The sequence below is a fragment of the Acidovorax sp. FHTAMBA genome, from assembly GCF_038958875.1.
Classification (GTDB): Bacteria; Pseudomonadota; Gammaproteobacteria; order Burkholderiales; family Burkholderiaceae_C; genus Acidovorax.
In genome coordinates, this window is sequence record NZ_CP152407.1 from 3,498,397 (window position 1) to 3,518,102 (window position 19,706).

A 19,706-nucleotide genomic window follows, 5' to 3' on the forward strand; every position below is an offset into this window, starting at 1 on the left:
CAGGAGTGTTCACGATGGAACGGAGGCCGGATCGCCAAACCAATGGCGCACGGAATCGGGAAGTGCACGCCCGGTGCTGTGGGCGCGCTCAAGCAACTGCCAGTAAAAACGGTAGCTCGCACGGTCGTGCAACACACCCTCAAAACTGATCGGAGCCCAATCAGAATCTGCGGCGGCAGCTATTATTTTTGAAGCAACCTCAATGTCATCCTGCGCAGGTGCAAATGCCTGCAGGATGGGCCGGATCTGGGCCGGATGGATGCTCCACATGCGGGTGTAACCCAGCTCGCGCGCAGCTTGGCTGGCGGCGCGGTGCAAGGCCGACGTATCGGAAAACTCGGTGACAACGCAATGCGACGGCACCTTGCCATGGGCATGGCAGGCAGCGGCGATTTCCAGCTTGGCACGCACCACCAGGGGGTGCGAAAACTGTCCGGTTGAGCTCATGCCCTGTGCCGGTATCGCGCCAGCATGGGCCGACACAAAATCCATGAGCCCAAAGCTCAGGCTCTGCACGCGGGGGTGCGCGGCGATCTCGAACGCTCTGTGCACTGCGGCCGGAGATTCGATGAGGGCATGGATCGGCACCAAAGCCGGAGAGGCCTGTTCCAGCGCGCGCTCCGCCTTGAGCACATCGTCCACAGATTCCACCTTGGGCAGCATGATGTGGCTGAGCCGGTGGCCCGCCTCGCCCGCGATCGTGGCGACGTCATTGGCAAACGCCGGATGGTCCACCGCGTGGACCCGGGCCGCTACGCGCGCACCTGGCGCAGCGCCGCCGGCCAGGCTGGCAACCAGCCGGGCATGGTCAGCTTCGAGGCCGACGGGGGCACCATCTTCACAGTCGAGGGTGACATCAAAGACGCAGGTACCGAACTCCTGCATCATTTCCGCCTGCAGCTGCAGGCTCTTGCGCATGCGCGCTTCGACGCCGCTGTAGTGGTCGCAGACCGGCAGGAAACCCGTCTGCGCCTGGGCGCCCAGCAACACATCGCGTGGATGGATTGGCGCAGCGCCCTGCCCCTGTGCGGGGACCCGGGCGGCCCGATCAGGGCCCGATGCCTGTGGCGTCGGCTGCATGGCGCTTACCTGGTTTACAGCAGGTGCTTCACGCCGTCTTGCTCGCCTTGCAGCTCAGCCAGCGTGGTGTTGATGCGCTCTTGCGAGAACGTGTCGATCTCCAGACCTTCCACCACTTTGTATTCGCCGTTTTCGCAGGTGACTGGGAAACCGAACATGGTGTCCTTGGGAATGCCGTACTGGCCATCCGAGGGCACGCCCATGGTGACCCACTTGCCGTTGGTACCCAGGGCCCAGTCGCGCATGTGGTCAATGGCGGCATTGGCCGCGGAGGCTGCCGACGACAGGCCGCGGGCTTCGATGATGGCCGCACCGCGCTTGCCGACGGTGGGCAGGAAGGTGTTGGCGTTCCATTCCTGGTCGTTGATCATCTTGGCGACGCTTTCACCGTTGATGGTGGCGAAGCGGTAGTCGGCATACATCGTGGGCGAGTGGTTGCCCCAGACGGTCAGCTTCTCGATGTCGGCCACGGCCTTGCCGGTCTTGGCAGCGATCTGGCTCGCGGCGCGGTTGTGGTCCAGGCGCAGCATGGCGGTGAAGTTCTTGCGGGGCAGATCTGGGGCCGACTTCATGGCGATGTAGGCGTTGGTGTTGGCAGGGTTGCCCACCACCAGCACCTTCACGTTGCGCGAAGCCACGGCGTTCAGGGCCTTGCCCTGTGCCGTGAAGATGGCGCCGTTGACGGCCAGCAGCTCGGCACGCTCCATGCCGGGGCCACGGGGGCGCGAACCGACCAGCAACGCGTAGTCGGCATCCTTGAAGGCGGTCATGGGGTCGCTGTGGGCTTCCATGCCCACCAACAGGGGGAATGCGCAGTCATCGAGCTCCATCATCACGCCCTTGAGCGCCTTCTGGGGGCCTTCCACGGGCACTTCGAGCAGCTGGAGGATGACGGGCTGGTCCTTGCCCAGCATTTCGCCGGAGGCAATACGGAACAGCAGGGCGTAACCAATTTGGCCAGCGGCGCCGGTGACGGCCACGCGAACAGGCTTCTTGCTCATGGTGAAAAACTCCAGGAAGTGAAAAACAGAAACGGTGATGAAAGCCAAGCACCTGCGTCTGTTACCAGCAGCCCGTGCCCCGCAAAACAGCCTTGGATTGTACTGCTGATCGGCGCGTCGGGTCAATTTGTCTTATGTCTTATATAAGATATGATTGATACCCGCTGATACCCCCACCACGCACCCACCAGGCGCCCACCGCATTCTCCTGTCATGTCATCCCTTCCGTACGCCGCTGACCCCGCCGGCACGCCATCCGGCGCCGCCGGCAATGCCACGCCCGCGTTCAGCCCGCTGTACCAGCAGATCAAGGGACTCATCCTGCAGAGCCTGCAGCAGGGCGAATGGAAGCCCGGCGAAGCCATTCCCAGCGAGATGGAGCTTGCCGCGCGGTTTCGCGTGAGCCAGGGCACGGTGCGCAAGGCCATTGACGAGCTGGCGGCCGAAAACCTTGTCATGCGCCGCCAGGGCAAGGGCACTTTTGTCGCCACCCATGCGGAACAACATGTTCAATACCGCTTTTTGAAGCTGCTTCCCGATACGGGCGATGCGCGGGTGGAAGGGCCGGCCCAGCGCACGGTGATCGACTGCCGCCGCGTCCGTGCGAGCGCGGATGTGGCCCGCGCACTGGCCTTGCGCAGCGGAGACGCCGTGATGCAGGCCAGGCGCATTCTTTCTTTTGCAGGTGTCCCGACCATCCTGGAAGATATCTGGCTCCCCGGGCAAGCTTTCAAAGGGCTGACGGCAGACCAGCTCGCCAACTACCAGGGGCCGACCTACGCCATGTTCGAACTGGATTTTGGCGTGCGCATGGTGCGCGCCCAAGAGAAAATCCGGGCCGTACTCCCCGACGCTGAGCAAGCGCAACTGCTGCAGATCACCGTGAACACCCCCCTTTTGAGCGTCGAACGTATTGCCTACACCTACAACGATGTTCCGATGGAGTTACGGCGCGGGCTTTATCTCACCGATACCCACCATTACCGCAACGAACTGAGCTGACACCGGGCTGGCACCTGACTGCAAACGTCAATAATTCGGGTCTGGTCAAAACCCTTATTGTTGCGTTGCAATAGAATTTTGCGTTCTTTGCATCTTCAAATTACAAAGCAGTTACATCCACGAAAGCACACAACATGACAGAACTCGCCAAAAAACGGCCTGAATTCCGCAACATCAATGCCTTCAAGGACCTGACCACCTACCGCATGACACCCGCAGCGTGGGTGTCCATCCTGCACCGGGGCAGCGGGCTGATCATGTTCCTGCTGCTGCCTTTCATCATCTGGATGTTCGACACCTCGGTGTCCTCCGAATACTCTTTCGCACGGTTCTCTGCGGCCTTCAGCACCGGTATCGGCTTTGTTCCGGGCTGGTTCGTGAAGCTGGTGGCACTGGCGCTGATCTGGTCGTACCTGCACCACTTCACGGCCGGGCTGCGCCACCTGTGGATGGATGTGAGCCACAGCGCCGTGAACAAGGAATTTGGCAAGACGTCGGCCCTGGTGGTGCTCGCCATCAGCATTGGCCTGACCCTGGTGCTGGGTGCCAAGCTCTTCAGCCTGTACTGATCAACCGCATTTCGGCAGACACGGCCGAGCCGTGACCGCCCACAAAAATCGAGAGGAATTTCCCATGTCCGTCAATTACGGTTCCAAGCGCGTCGTCGTCGGCGCCCACTATGGCCTGCGCGACTGGCTCAGCCAGCGCGTCACGGCAGTCCTGATGGCGCTGTTCACCCTGGCCCTGCTGGCCCAGGTCATCTTCACCAAAGGCCCCATCGGCTACGACAAATGGGCGGGCATTTTCTCGGCCCAATGGATGAAGGTGCTGACCTTCTCCGTGATCGTCGCGATTGCCTGGCATGCGTGGGTCGGCCTGCGCGAAGTCCTGATGGACTACATCAAGCCCGTGGGCCTGCGCCTGGCACTGCAAGTGTTCGCCATTGTCTGGCTGGTCAGCTGCGCTGGCTGGGGCATCCAGGTTCTGTGGCGTCTCTGATTCCCGCGATTGAAGGTACACAATGAGCTACACACAAGCCAACATCACCAAGCGCAAGTTTGACGTCATCATCATCGGAGCCGGTGGCTCCGGCATGCGGGCATCTCTGCAACTGGCCCGCGCGGGCCTGAACGTTGCGGTCCTCTCCAAGGTATTCCCCACCCGTTCGCACACCGTGGCGGCCCAGGGCGGCATCGGCGCGTCGCTGGGCAACATGTCCGAGGACAACTGGCACTACCACTTCTACGACACCATCAAGGGTTCCGACTGGCTCGGCGACCAGGATGCCATCGAGTTCATGTGCCGCGAAGCCCCCAAGGTCGTGTACGACCTGGAGCACATGGGCATGCCGTTTGACCGCAACACCGACGGCACGATCTACCAGCGCCCCTTCGGCGGCCATACCGCCAACTATGGCGAAAAGCCCGTGCAACGCGCTTGCGCTGCAGCCGACCGTACGGGCCACGCCATGCTGCACACGCTGTACCAGCAAAACGTCAAAGCCCGCACCAACTTCTTTGTGGAGTGGATGGCCCTGGACCTGATCCGCGACGCCGACGGCGACGTGGTGGGCGTGACGGCGCTGGAAATGGAAACCGGCGACCTGCACATCCTTGAAGCCAAGACCACGCTGCTGGCAACGGGTGGCGCTGGCCGCATCTTTGCCGCATCGACCAACGCCTTCATCAACACCGGTGACGGTCTGGGCATGGCCGCGCGCGCTGGCATTCCGCTGGAAGACATGGAGTTCTGGCAGTTCCACCCCACCGGCGTGGCCGGCGCGGGCGTGCTGCTGACCGAAGGCTGCCGCGGTGAAGGCGCCATCCTGCTCAACAGCAATGGCGAGCGCTTCATGGAGCGCTATGCGCCCACCCTGAAGGACCTGGCACCGCGCGACTTCGTGTCCCGCTCGATGGACCAGGAAATCAAGGAAGGCCGTGGCTGTGGTCCCAACAAGGACTACGTGCTGCTCAAGCTGGACCACCTGGGCGCAGAAACCATCCACAAGCGCCTGCCTTCGGTGTATGAAATCGGCGTCAACTTCGCCAACGTGGACATCACCAAGGAGCCGATCCCCGTGGTGCCCACCATCCACTACCAGATGGGTGGCATCCCCACCAACATCAATGGCCAGGTCGTGGTGCAGCAAGGCGGCAACGACAACCTCGTGGTCAACGGCCTTTATGCAGTGGGCGAATGCTCTTGCGTATCGGTGCACGGCGCCAACCGCCTGGGCACCAACTCGCTGCTGGACCTGCTGGTGTTCGGCCGCGCTGCTGGCAACCACATCGTCGAGTTCAACGACAAGAACAAGAACCACAAGCCCCTGCCCAAGGATGCGGCCGACCGCACCCTGGAACGCCTCAACCGCCTGCAAGGCGCCAGCAGCGGCGAATACGCCCAGGACGTGGCCAACGACATCCGCGCCAGCATGCAACTGCATGCCGGTGTGTTCCGCACGCAGGCGAGCATGGACGAAGGCGTCAAGAAGATTGCCGAGCTGCGCAACCGCGTGAACAGCGTGGGCCTAAAGGACCACTCCAAGGTGTTCAACACCGCCCGCATCGAAGCACTGGAAGTCGAGAACCTGATCGAAGCTGCGCAAGCCACCATGGTGTCTGCCGCCGCCCGCAAGGAATGCCGCGGCGCCCACACCGTGAGCGACTACGAGCGCCCCGCAGACGACCCGGTGGCACCACTGGGCCGCGACGATGCCAACTGGATGAAGCACACCCTGTGGCACAGCGAGAGCAACAGCCTGACCTACAAGCCCGTCAAACTCAAACCCCTGACCGTGGACTCAGTTCCGCCCAAGGTTCGCACGTTCTAAACGGATACAGGAGCACCCACCATGGCAAAACGCACCTTCCAAATCTACCGCTACGATCCTGACAAGGACGCCAAGCCCTACATGCAGACCGTCGAAGTGGAACTCGACGGCAGCGAACGCATGCTGCTGGACGCCCTGATGAAGCTCAAGGCGCAAGACCCCACCCTGTCGTTCCGTCGCTCCTGCCGCGAAGGTGTCTGTGGCTCGGATGCCATGAACATCAACGGCAAGAATGGCCTGGCCTGCCTGACCAACATGAACACGCTGCCCGGCACCGTGGTCCTGAAGCCCCTGCCCGGCCTGCCAGTCATCCGCGACCTGATCGTGGACATGACGCAGTTCTTCAAGCAGTACAACTCCATCAAGCCGTACCTCATCAACGACAACGTACCGCCCGAAACCGAGCGCCTGCAGTCGCCCGAGGAGCGCGAAGAGCTCAACGGCCTGTACGAGTGCATCCTGTGTGCCAGCTGCTCCACCAGCTGCCCCAGCTTCTGGTGGAACCCCGACAAGTTCGTGGGCCCCGCCGGTCTGCTGCAGGCCTACCGCTTCATCGCCGACAGCCGCGACGAAGCCACCACGGAGCGCCTCGATAACCTGGAAGACCCGTACCGCCTGTTCCGCTGCCACACCATCATGAACTGCGTGGACGTGTGCCCCAAGGGCCTGAACCCCACCCGGGCGATTGGCAAGATCAAGGAACTGATGGTGCGTCGCGCCATCTGACCGCGGACCACGACCGTCATGGGTGCCACCGTCACCACCGCCCCCTCGGCAGCCTCGCCGCTGCTGACGGAACGCGAACTCAGCAAGCTGCACTGGCGCTGCCGGCGTGGTTTGCTGGAAAACGATCTGTTCATCGAACAGTTCTTTGCACGTTTCGAGCCCGAACTGAACCAGCGCCACGCCCAGGGCCTTGCCGCCCTGATGGACCTTGCGGACAACGACCTCCTGGACTTGCTGCTGTGCCGCAAGGAACCCGACGAGGCGCTGGACGCGCCCGAGGTGCATGAAGTGCTGGGCATGCTGCGGCGAAGCGGCGGCACCCCCGTGCTGGCGGCCTGACAAGCGGGTTCCCCCGCTCTGAAAAGCCCCCAGCCCCACCCGACCGGATGATCATCGGCAAACCTAAGGAAAGTAACAATGAAGCTAGCTGACAACAAAGCCACCCTGTCCTTCAGCAACGGCAGCCCCAGCGTGGACCTGCCGGTCTACCAGGGCAGCATTGGCCCGGACGTCATCGACATCCGCAAGCTGTATGCGCAGACGGGCATGTTTACCTATGACCCAGGCTTCCTGTCCACAGCTGCCACCCAGTCGGCCATCACCTATATCGATGGCGACAAGGGCGAACTGCTGTACCGCGGTTATCCGATCGAGCAGCTGGCCACGCAATGCGACTACCTGGACACCTGCTTCCTGCTGCTCAAGGGCGAGCTGCCCAACGAGACCCAGCGCACCGACTTCCACAAGCTTGTGACCAACCACACGATGGTCAACGAGCAGATGCAGTTCTTCCTGCGCGGCTTTCGCCGCGATGCCCACCCCATGGCCGTGCTGACCGGCCTGGTGGGTGCCCTGTCGGCCTTCTACCACGACAGCACGGACATCAACAATCCGCAGCACCGTGAGATCGCCGCCATCCGCCTGATCGCCAAGATGCCCACGCTGGTCGCCATGGCCTACAAGTACGGCATGGGCCAGCCCTACATGTACCCGCAAAACCACCTGAGCTACTCGGGCAACTTCCTGCGCATGATGTTCGGCACACCGTGCGAAGAGTACAAGGTCAACCCCGTGCTCGAGCGCGCGCTCGACCGCATCTTCATCCTGCACGCAGACCACGAACAGAACGCCTCCACATCGACCGTGCGCCTGTGCGGCTCGTCGGGCACCAACCCGTTTGCCGCCATTGCTGCTGGCGTGGCCTGCCTGTGGGGCCCCGCCCACGGCGGCGCCAACGAAGCCGCGCTGAACATGCTGCACGACATCCAGGCGCAGGGCGGCGTGGAGAAGATCGGCGAGTTCATCAAGCAGGTCAAGGACAAGAACTCCGGCGTCAAGCTCATGGGCTTTGGCCACCGCGTGTACAAGAACTACGACCCCCGCGCCAAGCTCATGCAGGAAACCTGCAACGAAGTGCTGGCAGAGCTGGGCCTGGAAAACGACCCGCTGTTCAAGCTGGCCAAGGAGCTGGAGAAGATCGCCCTGGAAGACGAATACTTCGTCTCGCGCAAGCTCTACCCCAACGTCGACTTCTACTCCGGCATCGTGCAGCGCGCCATCGGCATCCCCGTGAACCTGTTCACCGGCATCTTCGCGCTGGCACGCACCGTGGGCTGGATCGCCCAGCTGAACGAAATGATCGGCGACCCCGAGTACAAGATCGGCCGCCCCCGTCAGCTGTTCACGGGCTCCGTGCGCCGCGACGTGCCGCCCCTGGCCAAGCGCTGATCGGTACGGCGCCCCGCGCGCCGTCCACACCATCAAAGCCCGCAGGCAGTGCCTGCGGGTTTTTTTTATGGGCCATCGGCTGCGAGCTCGTACAAGCAACCGAATACTCCCCCTGAGTAACTGGCATTTTGATACCCCCAGCGCAAACAGAATAAGCGCTGGTCTTTTATACTGCCACCCAGTACACCACAGTGAACGCCCAGCCGCCACTTGCCCATGCCCCACACTGCCGAAGACAAACAACGCGCCATCACCCGCCTTCGCCGCATCAAGGGCCAGGCCGAGGCGCTGGAGCGCGCGGTGCAAGCAGGCCGTGACTGCGCCCCCATCCTGCAGCAGCTGGCGGCCATGCGAGGCGCCGTGCACGGGCTGATGGCCGACCTGCTGGACAGCCATGTGCGCGAGACGCTGGCGGAAAAACCGGCACCCTCGCAGACAGCGATCGACGAGACACTGGCCCTGCTGCGCTCTTACCTCAAATAGACCGAAACCCCCACCCCATCTACCCGACTGACCGAAAGGACCACCCCATGAAATCCCGCGCCGCCGTAGCCTTCAAAGCCGGAGAACCCCTGCAGATCGTCGAAATCGACGTGGCCCCGCCCAAAAAGGGCGAAGTCCTCATCCGGATCACCGACACCGGTGTGTGCCACACCGACGCCTTCACCCTGAGCGGCGAGGACCCCGAAGGACTTTTCCCCGTCGTGCTCGGCCATGAAGGCGCAGGCATCGTGGTGGAAGTGGGCGAAGGCGTGACCAGCGTGAAGCCCGGCGACCATGTGATCCCGCTCTACACCGCCGAATGTGGCGAGTGCCTGTTTTGCAAGAGCGGCAAGACCAACCTGTGCGTGGCCGTGCGCGCCACGCAGGGCAAGGGCGTGATGCCCGACGGCACCACGCGCTTTTCCTACAACGGCCAGCCCATCTACCACTACATGGGCTGCAGCACGTTCAGCGAATACACGGTGGTGGCCGAGGTGTCGCTCGCCAAGGTCAACCCCGATGCCAACCCCGAGCAGGTCTGCCTGCTGGGCTGCGGCGTGACCACGGGCCTGGGCGCCGTGAAGAACACCGCCAAGGTGCAAGAGGGCGACACCGTGGCCGTGTTTGGCCTCGGCGGCATTGGCCTGGCCGTGATCCAGGGCGCCAAGCTGGCCAAGGCCGGGCGCATCATCGCCATCGACACCAATCCGTCCAAGTTCGACCTGGCCAAGGTGTTCGGCGCCACCGACTGCGTGAACCCCAAGGACTTCGACAAGCCGATCCAGCAAGTCATCGTGGAGATGACGACATGGGGCGTGGACCACAGCTTCGAGTGCATCGGCAACGTGAACGTGATGCGCGCGGCACTGGAATGCGCGCACCGCGGCTGGGGCCAGAGCGTGATCATTGGCGTGGCGGGCGCGGGCCAGGAGATCAGCACCCGCCCCTTCCAGCTTGTCACCGGCCGCAAGTGGCTGGGCACGGCGTTTGGCGGCGTCAAGGGCCGCAGCGAGCTGCCCGGCATGGTCGAAGACGCCATGGCCGGCAAGATCCAGCTCGCGCCGTTTGTCACGCACACCATGGGCCTCAAGGACATCAACGAGGCGTTTGACCTGATGCACGAAGGCAAGTCGATCCGCTCGGTTGTCAAATACGCCGCCTGAGCCGCAGTGAAGAGCGTTTGAGGCCAAATTGGCCTCCAGCGCTTATCCATCAAGCGCCAACAGCTACTATTTTCAGAGCACCACCATGACCATCTCCCTGGATCTGCTCAGCAGCCACACCTGCTTTGGCGGCGAGCAGCGCTTTTACCAGCACGCCTCGGCCGAGATCGGCCTGCCAATGAAGTTCTCGGTGTACCTGCCGCCCCAGGCCGCACAAGGCCCGGTGCCTGCGGTGCTGTACCTGGCGGGCCTGACCTGTAACGAAGAAACCTTCATGACCAAGGCCGGTGCCCAGCGCATGGCGGCCGAACTGGGCCTGGCCCTGGTTGCGCCCGACACCAGCCCGCGCGGCCCGCAGGTGGAGTCGCTGCCCGGCGCCACCGCCAGCTGGGATTTCGGCATCGGCGCGGGCTTTTACCTCGACGCCACGCAGGAGCCCTGGCGCACCCACTGGCGCATGGAGAGCTACATCGTGCGCGAGCTGCTGCCGCTGCTCGCACAGCACCTGCCCGTGGACGGCGAGCGCATCGGCATCTTCGGCCACTCGATGGGCGGGCACGGCGCGCTCACGCTGGCCCTGCGCCACCCAGGGCAGTTCAAGACCGTGTCGGCCTTGGCCCCCATCTGCGCGCCCACCCAGTGCCCGTGGGGCGAGAAAGCCTTCACCGGCTACCTGGGCGCAGACCGCACCGCCTGGCAGGAGCATGACACCACCGTGCTCATGCAAAACCAGCCCATCGCGCCCTATCCCGCCGGCATCCTCATCGACCAGGGCATGAGCGACAAATTCCTGGCCGAGCAGCTGCACCCGCACCTGCTGGAAGAAGCCTGCGCCGCCATCGGCCAGCCACTCACCCTGCGCCGCCACGCGGGGTACGACCACGGCTACTACTTTGTGCAGACCTTCATGGCCGAGCACCTTCAGCACCACGCCCGGGGGCTTTTGCAGCAGCGCTGATGTACGCCGGATGCCCGCCACCGGGCAGGCCCGTGAAGCGTGGAGCGGGGTGTTAATGCAGGCTTAAGTCTGGGCCGCCACAGTACGCCCATGCCTATGATCCTGCAGCGGCTGCTGCTCCCCCGCCTTGCCCCGGGCACCCAGCCCTCCCCCGCCTCCGCCGCTAAGCGCCACATCCACCCCCTGTGGGTGGTGGTGTTCATCAGCACCTGGCTGGCCACAGCCTGCAACGTGCCGCTGTGGCGTGAAGTGGCACAACTGCCCGGCCAGGGCAGCCTGCGCGGGTGGGGCTTTGCCATCGCGTTTGCGTTCATCGTGGCGGCAGGCAACGCCGCACTGCTGAGCCTGCTGGCCTGGCGCTGGACGCTCAAGCCCGCCGCCGCCTTGCTGGTGGTGATGGCTGCGTTCGGCGCTTATTTCATGCTGGCCTACGGCGTGGCCATTGATGCCAGCATGCTGACGAACGTGCTGCAGACCGATGTGAAGGAAGCGGGCGACCTGCTCAACTGGCGCATGCTGGCCACCGTGCTCGCGCTGGCCGTGCCGCCGCTGTGGTGGCTGCTGCGCCGCCCCGTTTTACGGCTGAGCCTGCTGCGCCACGCGGCGCACAACGGGCTGCTGCTGGCAGGTGCCATCGCCGTCATCGTGGTGTGCCTGCTGCTGGTGTTCCAGGACTTTGCCTCCACCATGCGCAACCACACCAAGCTGCGTTACCTCATCAACCCACTCAACAGCGTGTACGCCTTGGGCAACATCGCCACCAAGCCGCTGCGCATGGACACCAGCAAGCTGCTGCCCGTCGGCCGCGATGCGCAACTGGGCGCCAGCTACGCAGGCCAGGCCAAGCCCCCGCTGCTGGTGCTGGTGCTGGGCGAAACCGGCCGCAGCGACAACTTCGGCATCAACGGCTATGAGCGCAACACCACACCGTTGCTCGCTGCCCGCACCGACCTGGTCAGCGCCCGCAATGCGTGGTCGTGCGGCACCAGCACCGCCGCATCGGTGCCCTGCATGTTCTCGCACCTGGGCCGCACGGGCTACGACGCACGCGCCGCGAACTTCGAAAGCCTGATCGACGTGCTGCACCACGCAGGCCTGGCCGTGCTATGGGTGGACAACCAGTCCGGCTGCAAAGGCGTGTGCGACCGCGTTGGCGAGACCCTCACCAGCGCGCAAAAAAGCCCGGCGCCAGACCGAGCCCTGTGCACCGGCAGCGAGTGCCTGGACCGCGTGATGCTGCAAGACCTGGACACCCGCATCGCCGCCCTGCCCGCCGAGCAGCGCCAGCGCGGCACCGTGGTGGTGCTGCACCAGATGGGTAGCCACGGCCCCGCGTACTACAAACGCTCGGCGCCCGACAACAAGAAGTTTGGCCCCGAATGCACGTCCACGTCCTTGCAGGAATGCGATCGCCAGCAGGTCGTCAACGCCTACGACAACAGCATCGTCGAGACCGACCAGTTTCTCGATTCAGTGCTTAAATGGCTTGCAACGCAAGACAGACAAGCGCAGACAGCTATGGTTTACGTAGCAGATCATGGTGAATCACTGGGCGAGAACAACCTCTACCTGCACGGTCTGCCGTACTCCATGGCCCCCGACGTGCAAAAGCATGTGCCATGGATCACCTGGCTCTCGCCCGCCATGCAGGCGCGCACCCAGGTGGCCACCGGCTGCCTGCAGCACGATCTGGCCGAGCGGCGCATCACGCACGACAACTACTTTCACTCGGTGCTAGGCTTGCTGGACGTAAAGACCGGCGCCTACAACCCCGACCTGGACATGTACGCGGCGTGCAGGCACGCGTCAGCGGCCAAGCCAAAAGCTGCGGGCTGACGCGGGTCGCATGGGGGGTTTGCCGCGCACGCGCAGTCACATACCGGCACAGGCGCGAGCGGCGCGTGGCGCCATACTCAGGCACCCTCCCACCTGCCTGATCCGCAAAGCCATGCCGCACACCATCCAGCACCACGACGACGGCGCGCAAGGCGCCTTCTACCTTGAAGAAAATGGACAGCGCCTCGCCGAGATGACCTACAGCCGCACCAACGCGACGACGGTCATCGTGGACCACACCGAAGTGGACCCGTCGCTCGGCGGCCAGGGCGTGGGCCGCGAACTGCTGGGCGCGCTGGTGCAATGGGCGCGCGCAACGCACACCAAGGTGGTCCCGCAATGCCCCTATGTGAAAGCACAGCTGGACAAGGTGGCGGCTTACCGCGACGTGCTGGCTCTCAGTGCACGCTGAAGTCGATCACGATCGCGCCGGGCTCACGCTGCTGGTACTCCACACCAATACGTCCTCCGTAGCGCTGCGCAATCTGTGCCAGCAGCGGCAAAGGGTCGTGGTCATTGGCAAAGCGCATGGTTTCACCCGGCTGCAGGCTGTCCAGCGCGCCAAAGATGGCAGCGTGCCGAAACCGCTTTGCCACGCCACGCGCGTCGAATGGGTAGATGGTGGCGGCAGACAGGCCGGGATGGGGTTGCGTCATGCAAGCTCCTTGGTTGAAGTTTGAAAAACCTGGCGCTGAGCGTCAGGCACAGGCAATCGGCCCGGCCGCGCGAACGGCGGGCCCTGGTGCCTCGTCACCACAAGGCACCTGCGCGTTGCGCTTTGCCACGCTGGCGGGCTTGCGAAGACTTTGCGGAAACATCACCGGAGCCTCCCCGGGGAGCATGGCGGGACCGGTGGCCGCAAGGTCGATGGGCTCTGTGATATCGGCCAGGGTCATTGCATCGAGCTCGTCGAAGTAGGCCTGGAGCGCGGCGCCGAAGAGCCCCTTGAGGCGGCACGTCAACGACAACGTGCACTGGTTGGAGTCGGGGTCAAAACACTCGACCAACCGGAAATCGGTTTCACAGGCGCGCACCACATCCCCGATGCGCAGCTCGGCCGGGGTCTTCAGCAACCGCAGACCACCGCCCCGCCCGCGCGTGGTGGCCAGCACACCCTGCCGGGCCAGATCGTTGACGATTTTCATCAAATGGTTTCTGGACACCGCGTGGTGCACGGCCAGCTCGCTGATGGTCACCAGCTGCTGCGGGCGCGCCGCGCAGTACATCAGAACGCGCAGTGTGTAGTCGGTGTACTCAGCAAGTCGCATGGATGTCCCTAAAGATGCATGAACTATATTCTTTTAAAGATGCTTTGGATATAAGATTCATATCACGTGCCTATTAAAAGGTTTTTGCAAGGTCCCTCCAACCTGCATTGCCCAACCATCATGTCCAGCCTGCCCTTGCACACCTCGCCCGCCGAGCCCACCGCAGCGCCACAGCTTTCGGGCTGGCCGCTGCTGAGACTGGGCTTCAGGCCCTTCTACGTGGGGGCAGCGGCTTTCGCGCTGCTCTCGATTCCGCTGTGGGTGGCCGTGTACCTGGGCCAATGGAATCTGGCCATGGCGCTGCCACCGCTGCTGTGGCACGCGCACGAAATGCTGTTCGGCTTTGCGGTCGCGGTGATCCTGGGTTTTCTGCTCACTGCGGTCAAAGCCTGGACAGGGCTGGCCACGCCGCGCGGCGCTGCTTTGGGCGCTCTTGCACTGCTGTGGCTCGCGGCGCGGGTAGCGGCCGTGACGGGGCCCTACACGTTGTATGCCGCGCTGGACCTGGCGTTGCTGCCCCTGGTGGCGGCGATGCTCACGCGCCTGCTTCTGCGCGCGCGCAACCGGCGCAACCTGCCGCTCGCCGCGATGCTGATGCTGCTCGCCTTGGCCAACGGTGTTTTTCACCTCGGTCTGATTGGCGTTCTGGATGTCTCCCCGCTGGCCCCTCTGTATGCGGCCCTCGCCCTGATCGTGATGATCGAATGCGTGATTGCAGGCCGGGTGATCCCGGCGTTCTCCATGAGCGCAACCCCGGGTCTGAAGCTCAAGGTGCGCGCGCCCGTGGAACGGGCCGCGCTGGCGCTGACCGCGCTGGCCTTGCTGCTATGGGTGTTTGCTCCGGCAGAGGCAGGCTGGAACATGTTGGGTGGTTTTACATTGGTGCTTGCAGCACTGGCCCAGGTCGGGCGGCTGCTGCAATGGCAGCCTGCCATCACACGCCATCGCCCGATCCTGTGGATCCTGCACCTGTCGTATGCGTGGATTCCCGTGGGTCTGGCCTTGCTCGCAGCGGCCCGTTTCGGCGTGCTGAGCATGTCGGCGGGCGTGCATGCCCTGGCCATCGGCGCCACCGGTGGACTCATCATCGGCATGATGACCCGCACCGCCCGTGGCCACACAGGGCGCGCACTGCAGGTTTCGCGCGCGGAGATTGCAGCGTATGTGCTGGTCATGCTGGCAGCAGCCCTGCGCGTGCTGCTGCCGCTGGCCATGCCGCTCTGGCTGCCACTGGCCCTGGTGCTGTCTGCAACGGGCTGGGCGGCGGCCTTTGCAATCTACCTCTTCATCTACACCCCCTGGCTGCTCAAGACACGCTTTGACGGCAAGGATGGCTGAGCCCGTTTCTCATCCCGCTCGGCTTTCGAGCCGAATCCTTTACCCCCCAACCCCAGGACATTTCAATGAACACGCCCCAAACTCCATCTGCTACCGTGGATCTGCGCAGCGTCGCGCCGCACAACGGCCATTCGCTGGTGTTCACCACGTTCAAAGCCCTGCCACCCGGCGCGGCGCTGGAAATCATCAACGACCACAACCCGCTGCCGCTGCGCGGTCAGTTCGACAGCGGTCTTTTCGGCGCCTTCAGCTGGACCGCGCTAGAGAATGGGCCGGAGCAATGGCGCGTGGAGATCGTCAAACCCGCAGACAGCAAGCCCGTGCACGGGGTGGACTCCTGCTGCGGCGCCTGCGGCGGCTGACCGGGACGCATTGCCATGACCTTCGTGGTCACCGAAGCCTGCATCCGTTGCAAGTACACCGACTGCGTGGACGTTTGCCCGGTGGACGCATTTTGCGAAGGGCCGAACTTTCTGGTGATCAACCCCGACGAGTGCATCGACTGCGCAGTCTGCGTTCCCGAATGCCCGGTGGCGGCGATCTACGCCGAGGAAGACGTGCCGAAAGACCAGCGGGACTTCATCCCGCTCAACGCCGAACTGGCGCGGACGTGGAAACCAATCACCCGCACCCAGCCCGCGCTGCCCGACGCAGACGCCTGGAGCAAGGTGCAGGACAAGCGCGACCGGCTCGAACGCTGAAACTTCAACCGCGCCGGGCCCTTTACAGCCCTAGCGACAACAATGCCCCTTCAGACATCCGGGACCGGTCCCAGGGTGGATCGAACACAAACTCCAGATCCACCTGCGCCACGCGGGGCAATGCCAGCAGTTTCTCGTGGATCTCCTCCACCAGCAGGTCCCCCATGCCGCAGCCGGGCGCTGTCAGGGTCATCTCGATAGACACCCTGAAATCATCACTGCCCTCAAGCGGCAGCACCTCGCACACATAGACCAGGCCCAGCTCCACGATGTCCACTGGAATCTCGGGGTCGTAGCAGGTCTTGAGCGTTTGCCAGACCTGCGTCCGCACACCCTCTGCGTCTTTCGCCTGCGCCAGCACCGGAACCACCGGCACCGGCTTGCCGATGGCGTCGGCGTCCGCGCCGGCCAGGCGCATCAGCTGGCCCTCGACCAGCAAGGTGAACGATGCACCCAGCGCCTGTGTGATCTGCACCAGCGTACCGGCGGGCAGTTCTGCCGGGGTTCCGTCGGGCACGCAAGCCACCTCAACATCGCGGCGGACGATCACCCGCTCGCGCCGGGCGCTCATGGTGTGACCTCCAGCGCGGAGCTGTCGCTCTTGACCTCGGCGGCCAGGGCATGCATCAGGGCATGCCAGCCCAGCAGGGCGCACTTGATGCGGCCGGGGTAGTGGCGTACGCCCGCCAGGCTGACCAGCTTGCCCAGGTGGGCTTCTTCGGCGGGCATCTGGCCAGTCAGCACAGCCCGAAAACGCGCCTGCAGGGCCTGTGCCCATGCCACCTCCTGCCCCAGCACCGCGTCGGTCATCATGGAGGCCGATGCGATGCAGATCGCGCAGCCTTGGCCGTGGAATCGGATGTCGCTCACCCGCCCGTCCCCCACCACCAGGTCCACCTCCAGGTCGTCCCCACATTGCGGGTTGTGGCCACGCGCCTGGTGGGTCGGCGCGGCCAGCGCGCCGAAATGGCGCGGCGCGCGTTTGTGGTCCATCACCACCTCCTGATAGAGGTCGAGTTCGGCGGCAGTTTCTGACGTCATTGCAGTACCTTGAGGGCATGTGCCACGCCGGCGAGCAGGCGCTCCACCTCGGCGTGCGTGTTGTAGAGCGCAAACGAAGCGCGCGTGGTGGGCCCCAGGCCCAGGTGTTCGAGCAGCGGTTGGGCACAGTGGTGGCCGGTGCGCACCGCGATGCCGCGCTGGTCCAGCAGGGTGCCGATGTCGTGCGGGTGCACGCCCTCGGCCACAAACGAGACGATGGCCGATGCGCGGCTGTGCGCCGCCAGCACCGTGACGCCGGGCATCGCGGCCAGGCCCTCCACGGCGTGTTCGCGCAGGGCGCTCAGTTGGGCATGGATGCGGCCACGCCCGATCTGCTCAATGAAGCCCGCCGCAGCGGCCATGCCGATCGCGCCAGCCACATGGGGGGTGCCGCCTTCCAGCCGCGCGGGCAATTCGGCAAAGCTGGCTTCTGTGGCGCTGACCCAGGCCACCATGTCACCGCCGTAGCGCAAAGGCTCCAGGCGTTCCAGCGCAGCACGCCGGCCCACCAGTGCGCCGGTGCCCATGGGGCCATACATCTTGTGGCCCGAGAAGGCCATGAAGTCGCAGGCCAGCGCAGACAGGTCGGGCGCACCGTGGGCCATGGCCTGTGCCGCGTCGAGCACGGTCAACGCACCCGCGTCGGCGGCCAGCTGGAGCAAGTCTTCATAGGGCGGTCGCTCGCCGGTGGCATTGGCACAGGCGGTGAGCGCCAGCACGCGGGTGCGGGCATTGAGCAGGGGGCGCAGGTCAGCGGCGTGCAGACGCCCTTCGCCGTCGGGCCGCAGCACGCGCAGCACGGCCCCGGTGCGCCGCGCAGCCTGCTGCCAGGGCACGAGGTTGGCATGGTGTTCCAGGCCGCTCACCACGATCTCGTCTCCGGCGCGCAGCCATGCGGACCGAATGCCGTTGGTGGAGAGCCCATGGGCCACCATGTTGAGCGCATCAGTAGTGCCCGAGGTGAACACCAGTTCGTGGTCTGCGCCCGCGCCGACAAAGCGCTTGAGCGTGCTGCGCGCGTGCTCGAACGCGTCGGTGGCGCGGTGGCTGAGCGCGTGCACGCCCCGGTGGATGTTCGCCCGGTCATGCTGCTCGAAGGCACGCATCGCATCCTGCACAGGCAGGGCCATCTGGGTCGTGGCGGCGTTGTCGAGGTAAGCCAGCTCCGCACCGTGGATTCGCTGCGCGAGCACCGGGAACTGCGCACGCACCGCATCGGGCGCCAGCGGGTCGATCAAAAAGGCGTCACCCATGTTCTGCCTCCTCTTGGGCAATGGGGGCTGCAGGACCGCCGCCCAGGTGCTGAGCCACCGCTTGGCGCAGCAGGGCCGTGAGGTCCAGCGAGTCGATCAACTGGGGATCGCCGAACGCCCGCGAGAGCAAGGCGCTGGCCATGCCTTCGATGATCAGCCCGCGCGCGCTGCGTTCGTCCAGGCCCCGCTGGCGCGCATAGAACAGCGCGTCCTCGGGCAAGGCGCCCCAGGTGGCGCCGTGGGCGGCCTGCACCTGGTCGTGGTGGATTTCCAGGTGCGGGCGCAGCACCAGGCGGGGCTGGCCGCCAGTGGGCACGCCCGTCAGCCGCTGCCGCACCTCGGCATCGGCTGCGTGCGGGGCAATGCGGGTGTGGGCGTTGACCACCGCGCGCGCCGCGCCGCTGGCCAGCGCCAGTGTCTCGATGGTGCTGTGCGTGCGCTCGCCGGTGTGCAGCATGCGCACCTGTTGTTCGACGTTGGCGCTGGCCGCCAGGAGCAGGCCACCGCTGCGGGCCTGGGCGCGGTCGCCCTCCAACTCAACCTCCTGGCGTTGCAGGTGGTAGCGGCTGCCAGTGGCGAGCAGGCCCTGCTCGTAGCGCGCGCCCTGCCCCAGCTGCAGTTGCAGGTGGTGGGCGACCTGATCGTAGGGCCCGGGGCGCACGCTGCGCAGGTGCTGCAGCGTGGCGCCCGCGCCCAGGCGGATGTGGGCGTGCAGGTTCTGCACCACCGGCTGCTCACAGGCATGAGGTTCACGGTGATGGGTTTCCACCAGCACACAGTGCACGCCGTCCTGCACGTCGATCACCAGCATCGGCGCCTCCACCGCGCTGCGCGGCTGGTGCTGCAGCTGTATCCACACGGTTTCGGCCGCACCGCGGTGGTGGGCCTGTTCACCGCCGATGTGCAGGCGCAAGCCGTGACGGCACAACGCGCGGTGCACCCAGGTGAACGGCGCGGCATCCTGCCGGGCCGTGTCGCCCGGGCGGCCTGCATTGTCCGTGCCGGTCGTCGGCCGCAGCCCGGCGAACAGTTCCTGGCGCTGGGCCGGGTCGGCGGCGTCCAGCCAGCGGGCATCCACGCGGCCTTGCGGCGTGTTGCCGATGGGGTGCAGGGCCCAGCCGGCGCCGCTGAGCGGGCGGGCGTCGCAGCGGGCGGTCACAGCCTCGGATGTCTCGCCCAGCCAGACGGCGGCCGGGGGTGGCGGCAGGTGGCGAAACGCGTCGGCGCTGCGGGGGATCCAGCCGGCGTCTTCCAAGCGGTGGCGGGCGGCCAGGATGTCGGCGCGTGCGGTGTCCATG

The 19,706-nt window shown here is 65.0% G+C and carries 23 protein-coding genes; 15 read left to right on the forward strand and 8 right to left on the reverse strand.

Annotation, left to right across the window (positions count from 1 at the left end; translation table 11 throughout):
* Positions 1–9 precede the first annotated feature (9 nt).
* Entirely contained in the window at positions 10–1,080 is a 1,071-nt protein-coding gene (locus AAFF19_RS16385) for an aldolase/citrate lyase family protein (RefSeq protein WP_182119813.1), read from the reverse strand.
* Between the two features lie 14 nt (positions 1,081–1,094).
* The gene (locus AAFF19_RS16390; RefSeq protein ID WP_008906042.1) at positions 1,095–2,081 is read right to left on the reverse strand and encodes a malate dehydrogenase; all 987 of its coding nucleotides are present in this window, start codon (positions 2,079–2,081) and stop codon (positions 1,095–1,097) included.
* Between the two features lie 213 nt (positions 2,082–2,294).
* Between AAFF19_RS16390 and AAFF19_RS16395 the strand changes: the two genes are divergently transcribed.
* From AAFF19_RS16395 to AAFF19_RS16450, 12 genes are all read left to right on the forward strand, one after another.
* Positions 2,295–3,083: a GntR family transcriptional regulator gene (locus tag AAFF19_RS16395; protein WP_182119814.1), complete on the forward strand. Its 789-nt coding sequence runs from the start codon at positions 2,295–2,297 to the stop codon at positions 3,081–3,083.
* Between the two features lie 134 nt (positions 3,084–3,217).
* Entirely contained in the window at positions 3,218–3,652 is a 435-nt protein-coding gene (sdhC, locus tag AAFF19_RS16400; RefSeq protein ID WP_182119815.1) for a succinate dehydrogenase, cytochrome b556 subunit, read from the forward strand.
* A 64-nt stretch (positions 3,653–3,716) separates the two neighbouring features.
* On the forward strand, positions 3,717–4,082 hold the full coding sequence (sdhD, locus tag AAFF19_RS16405; RefSeq protein WP_182119816.1) for a succinate dehydrogenase, hydrophobic membrane anchor protein: 366 nt from the start codon (positions 3,717–3,719) through the stop codon (positions 4,080–4,082).
* A 22-nt stretch (positions 4,083–4,104) separates the two neighbouring features.
* Positions 4,105–5,913 carry a succinate dehydrogenase flavoprotein subunit gene (sdhA, locus tag AAFF19_RS16410; RefSeq protein WP_008906046.1) on the forward strand — a complete coding sequence of 603 codons (1,809 nt, stop codon included), beginning with the start codon at positions 4,105–4,107 and terminating at the stop codon, positions 5,911–5,913.
* A gap of 21 nt (positions 5,914–5,934) precedes the next feature.
* Positions 5,935–6,639 carry a succinate dehydrogenase iron-sulfur subunit gene (locus AAFF19_RS16415; protein WP_008906047.1) on the forward strand — a complete coding sequence of 235 codons (705 nt, stop codon included), beginning with the start codon at positions 5,935–5,937 and terminating at the stop codon, positions 6,637–6,639.
* 18 nt (positions 6,640–6,657) lie between these two features.
* A complete protein-coding gene (locus tag AAFF19_RS16420; protein ID WP_008906048.1) occupies positions 6,658–6,978 on the forward strand; it encodes a succinate dehydrogenase assembly factor 2 in 321 nt (106 codons plus the stop codon).
* Between the two features lie 78 nt (positions 6,979–7,056).
* Positions 7,057–8,367 carry a citrate synthase gene (locus AAFF19_RS16425; RefSeq protein ID WP_008906049.1) on the forward strand — a complete coding sequence of 437 codons (1,311 nt, stop codon included), beginning with the start codon at positions 7,057–7,059 and terminating at the stop codon, positions 8,365–8,367.
* Between the two features lie 216 nt (positions 8,368–8,583).
* Positions 8,584–8,850 carry a metal/formaldehyde-sensitive transcriptional repressor gene (locus tag AAFF19_RS16430; protein ID WP_008906050.1) on the forward strand — a complete coding sequence of 89 codons (267 nt, stop codon included), beginning with the start codon at positions 8,584–8,586 and terminating at the stop codon, positions 8,848–8,850.
* A 47-nt stretch (positions 8,851–8,897) separates the two neighbouring features.
* On the forward strand, positions 8,898–10,013 hold the full coding sequence (locus AAFF19_RS16435; RefSeq protein ID WP_008906051.1) for an S-(hydroxymethyl)glutathione dehydrogenase/class III alcohol dehydrogenase: 1,116 nt from the start codon (positions 8,898–8,900) through the stop codon (positions 10,011–10,013).
* An 85-nt stretch (positions 10,014–10,098) separates the two neighbouring features.
* Positions 10,099–10,971: an S-formylglutathione hydrolase gene (gene fghA / locus AAFF19_RS16440; protein ID WP_182119817.1), complete on the forward strand. Its 873-nt coding sequence runs from the start codon at positions 10,099–10,101 to the stop codon at positions 10,969–10,971.
* A gap of 90 nt (positions 10,972–11,061) precedes the next feature.
* Positions 11,062–12,807, forward strand: a complete 1,746-nt coding sequence (locus tag AAFF19_RS16445) for a phosphoethanolamine--lipid A transferase (protein WP_182119818.1) — start codon at positions 11,062–11,064, stop codon at positions 12,805–12,807.
* Between the two features lie 112 nt (positions 12,808–12,919).
* Positions 12,920–13,219, forward strand: coding sequence for a GNAT family N-acetyltransferase (locus tag AAFF19_RS16450; protein ID WP_008906054.1), 300 nt, complete (start codon positions 12,920–12,922; stop codon positions 13,217–13,219).
* Here AAFF19_RS16450 and AAFF19_RS16455 read toward each other — a convergent pair.
* Complete coding sequence (locus AAFF19_RS16455) at positions 13,206–13,463, reverse strand: DUF2249 domain-containing protein (protein WP_085942601.1); 258 nt, start codon at positions 13,461–13,463, stop codon at positions 13,206–13,208. The two genes, AAFF19_RS16450 and AAFF19_RS16455, sit on opposite strands and share 14 nt — an antisense overlap.
* A gap of 42 nt (positions 13,464–13,505) precedes the next feature.
* Entirely contained in the window at positions 13,506–14,075 is a 570-nt protein-coding gene (locus tag AAFF19_RS16460; protein WP_182119819.1) for an Rrf2 family transcriptional regulator, read from the reverse strand.
* A gap of 120 nt (positions 14,076–14,195) precedes the next feature.
* Between AAFF19_RS16460 and AAFF19_RS16465 the strand changes: the two genes are divergently transcribed.
* From AAFF19_RS16465 to fdxA, 3 genes are all read left to right on the forward strand, one after another.
* The gene (locus AAFF19_RS16465; protein ID WP_182119820.1) at positions 14,196–15,413 is read left to right on the forward strand and encodes an NnrS family protein; all 1,218 of its coding nucleotides are present in this window, start codon (positions 14,196–14,198) and stop codon (positions 15,411–15,413) included.
* A 65-nt stretch (positions 15,414–15,478) separates the two neighbouring features.
* Positions 15,479–15,775, forward strand: coding sequence for a DUF2249 domain-containing protein (locus AAFF19_RS16470; protein ID WP_182119821.1), 297 nt, complete (start codon positions 15,479–15,481; stop codon positions 15,773–15,775).
* A gap of 15 nt (positions 15,776–15,790) precedes the next feature.
* Positions 15,791–16,114, forward strand: coding sequence for a ferredoxin FdxA (gene fdxA / locus AAFF19_RS16475; RefSeq protein WP_182119822.1), 324 nt, complete (start codon positions 15,791–15,793; stop codon positions 16,112–16,114).
* Between the two features lie 22 nt (positions 16,115–16,136).
* Here the strand turns inward: fdxA and sufT are convergent, their stop codons facing one another.
* From sufT to AAFF19_RS16495, 4 genes are read right to left on the reverse strand one after another with little or no spacing between them, the layout of a single operon-like run.
* Positions 16,137–16,685: a putative Fe-S cluster assembly protein SufT gene (sufT, locus tag AAFF19_RS16480; RefSeq protein ID WP_182119823.1), complete on the reverse strand. Its 549-nt coding sequence runs from the start codon at positions 16,683–16,685 to the stop codon at positions 16,137–16,139.
* On the reverse strand, positions 16,682–17,155 hold the full coding sequence (gene sufU, locus AAFF19_RS16485) for a Fe-S cluster assembly sulfur transfer protein SufU (protein WP_008906061.1): 474 nt from the start codon (positions 17,153–17,155) through the stop codon (positions 16,682–16,684). Before sufU ends, sufT begins: the two co-directional genes overlap by 4 nt.
* Positions 17,152–18,408: a SufS family cysteine desulfurase gene (locus tag AAFF19_RS16490; protein ID WP_182119824.1), complete on the reverse strand. Its 1,257-nt coding sequence runs from the start codon at positions 18,406–18,408 to the stop codon at positions 17,152–17,154. The genes sufU and AAFF19_RS16490 overlap by 4 nt, the downstream gene beginning before the upstream one ends.
* A complete protein-coding gene (locus AAFF19_RS16495) occupies positions 18,401–19,705 on the reverse strand; it encodes a SufD family Fe-S cluster assembly protein (protein ID WP_182119825.1) in 1,305 nt (434 codons plus the stop codon). Before AAFF19_RS16495 ends, AAFF19_RS16490 begins: the two co-directional genes overlap by 8 nt.
* Between the last annotated feature and the right edge of the window lies 1 nt (position 19,706).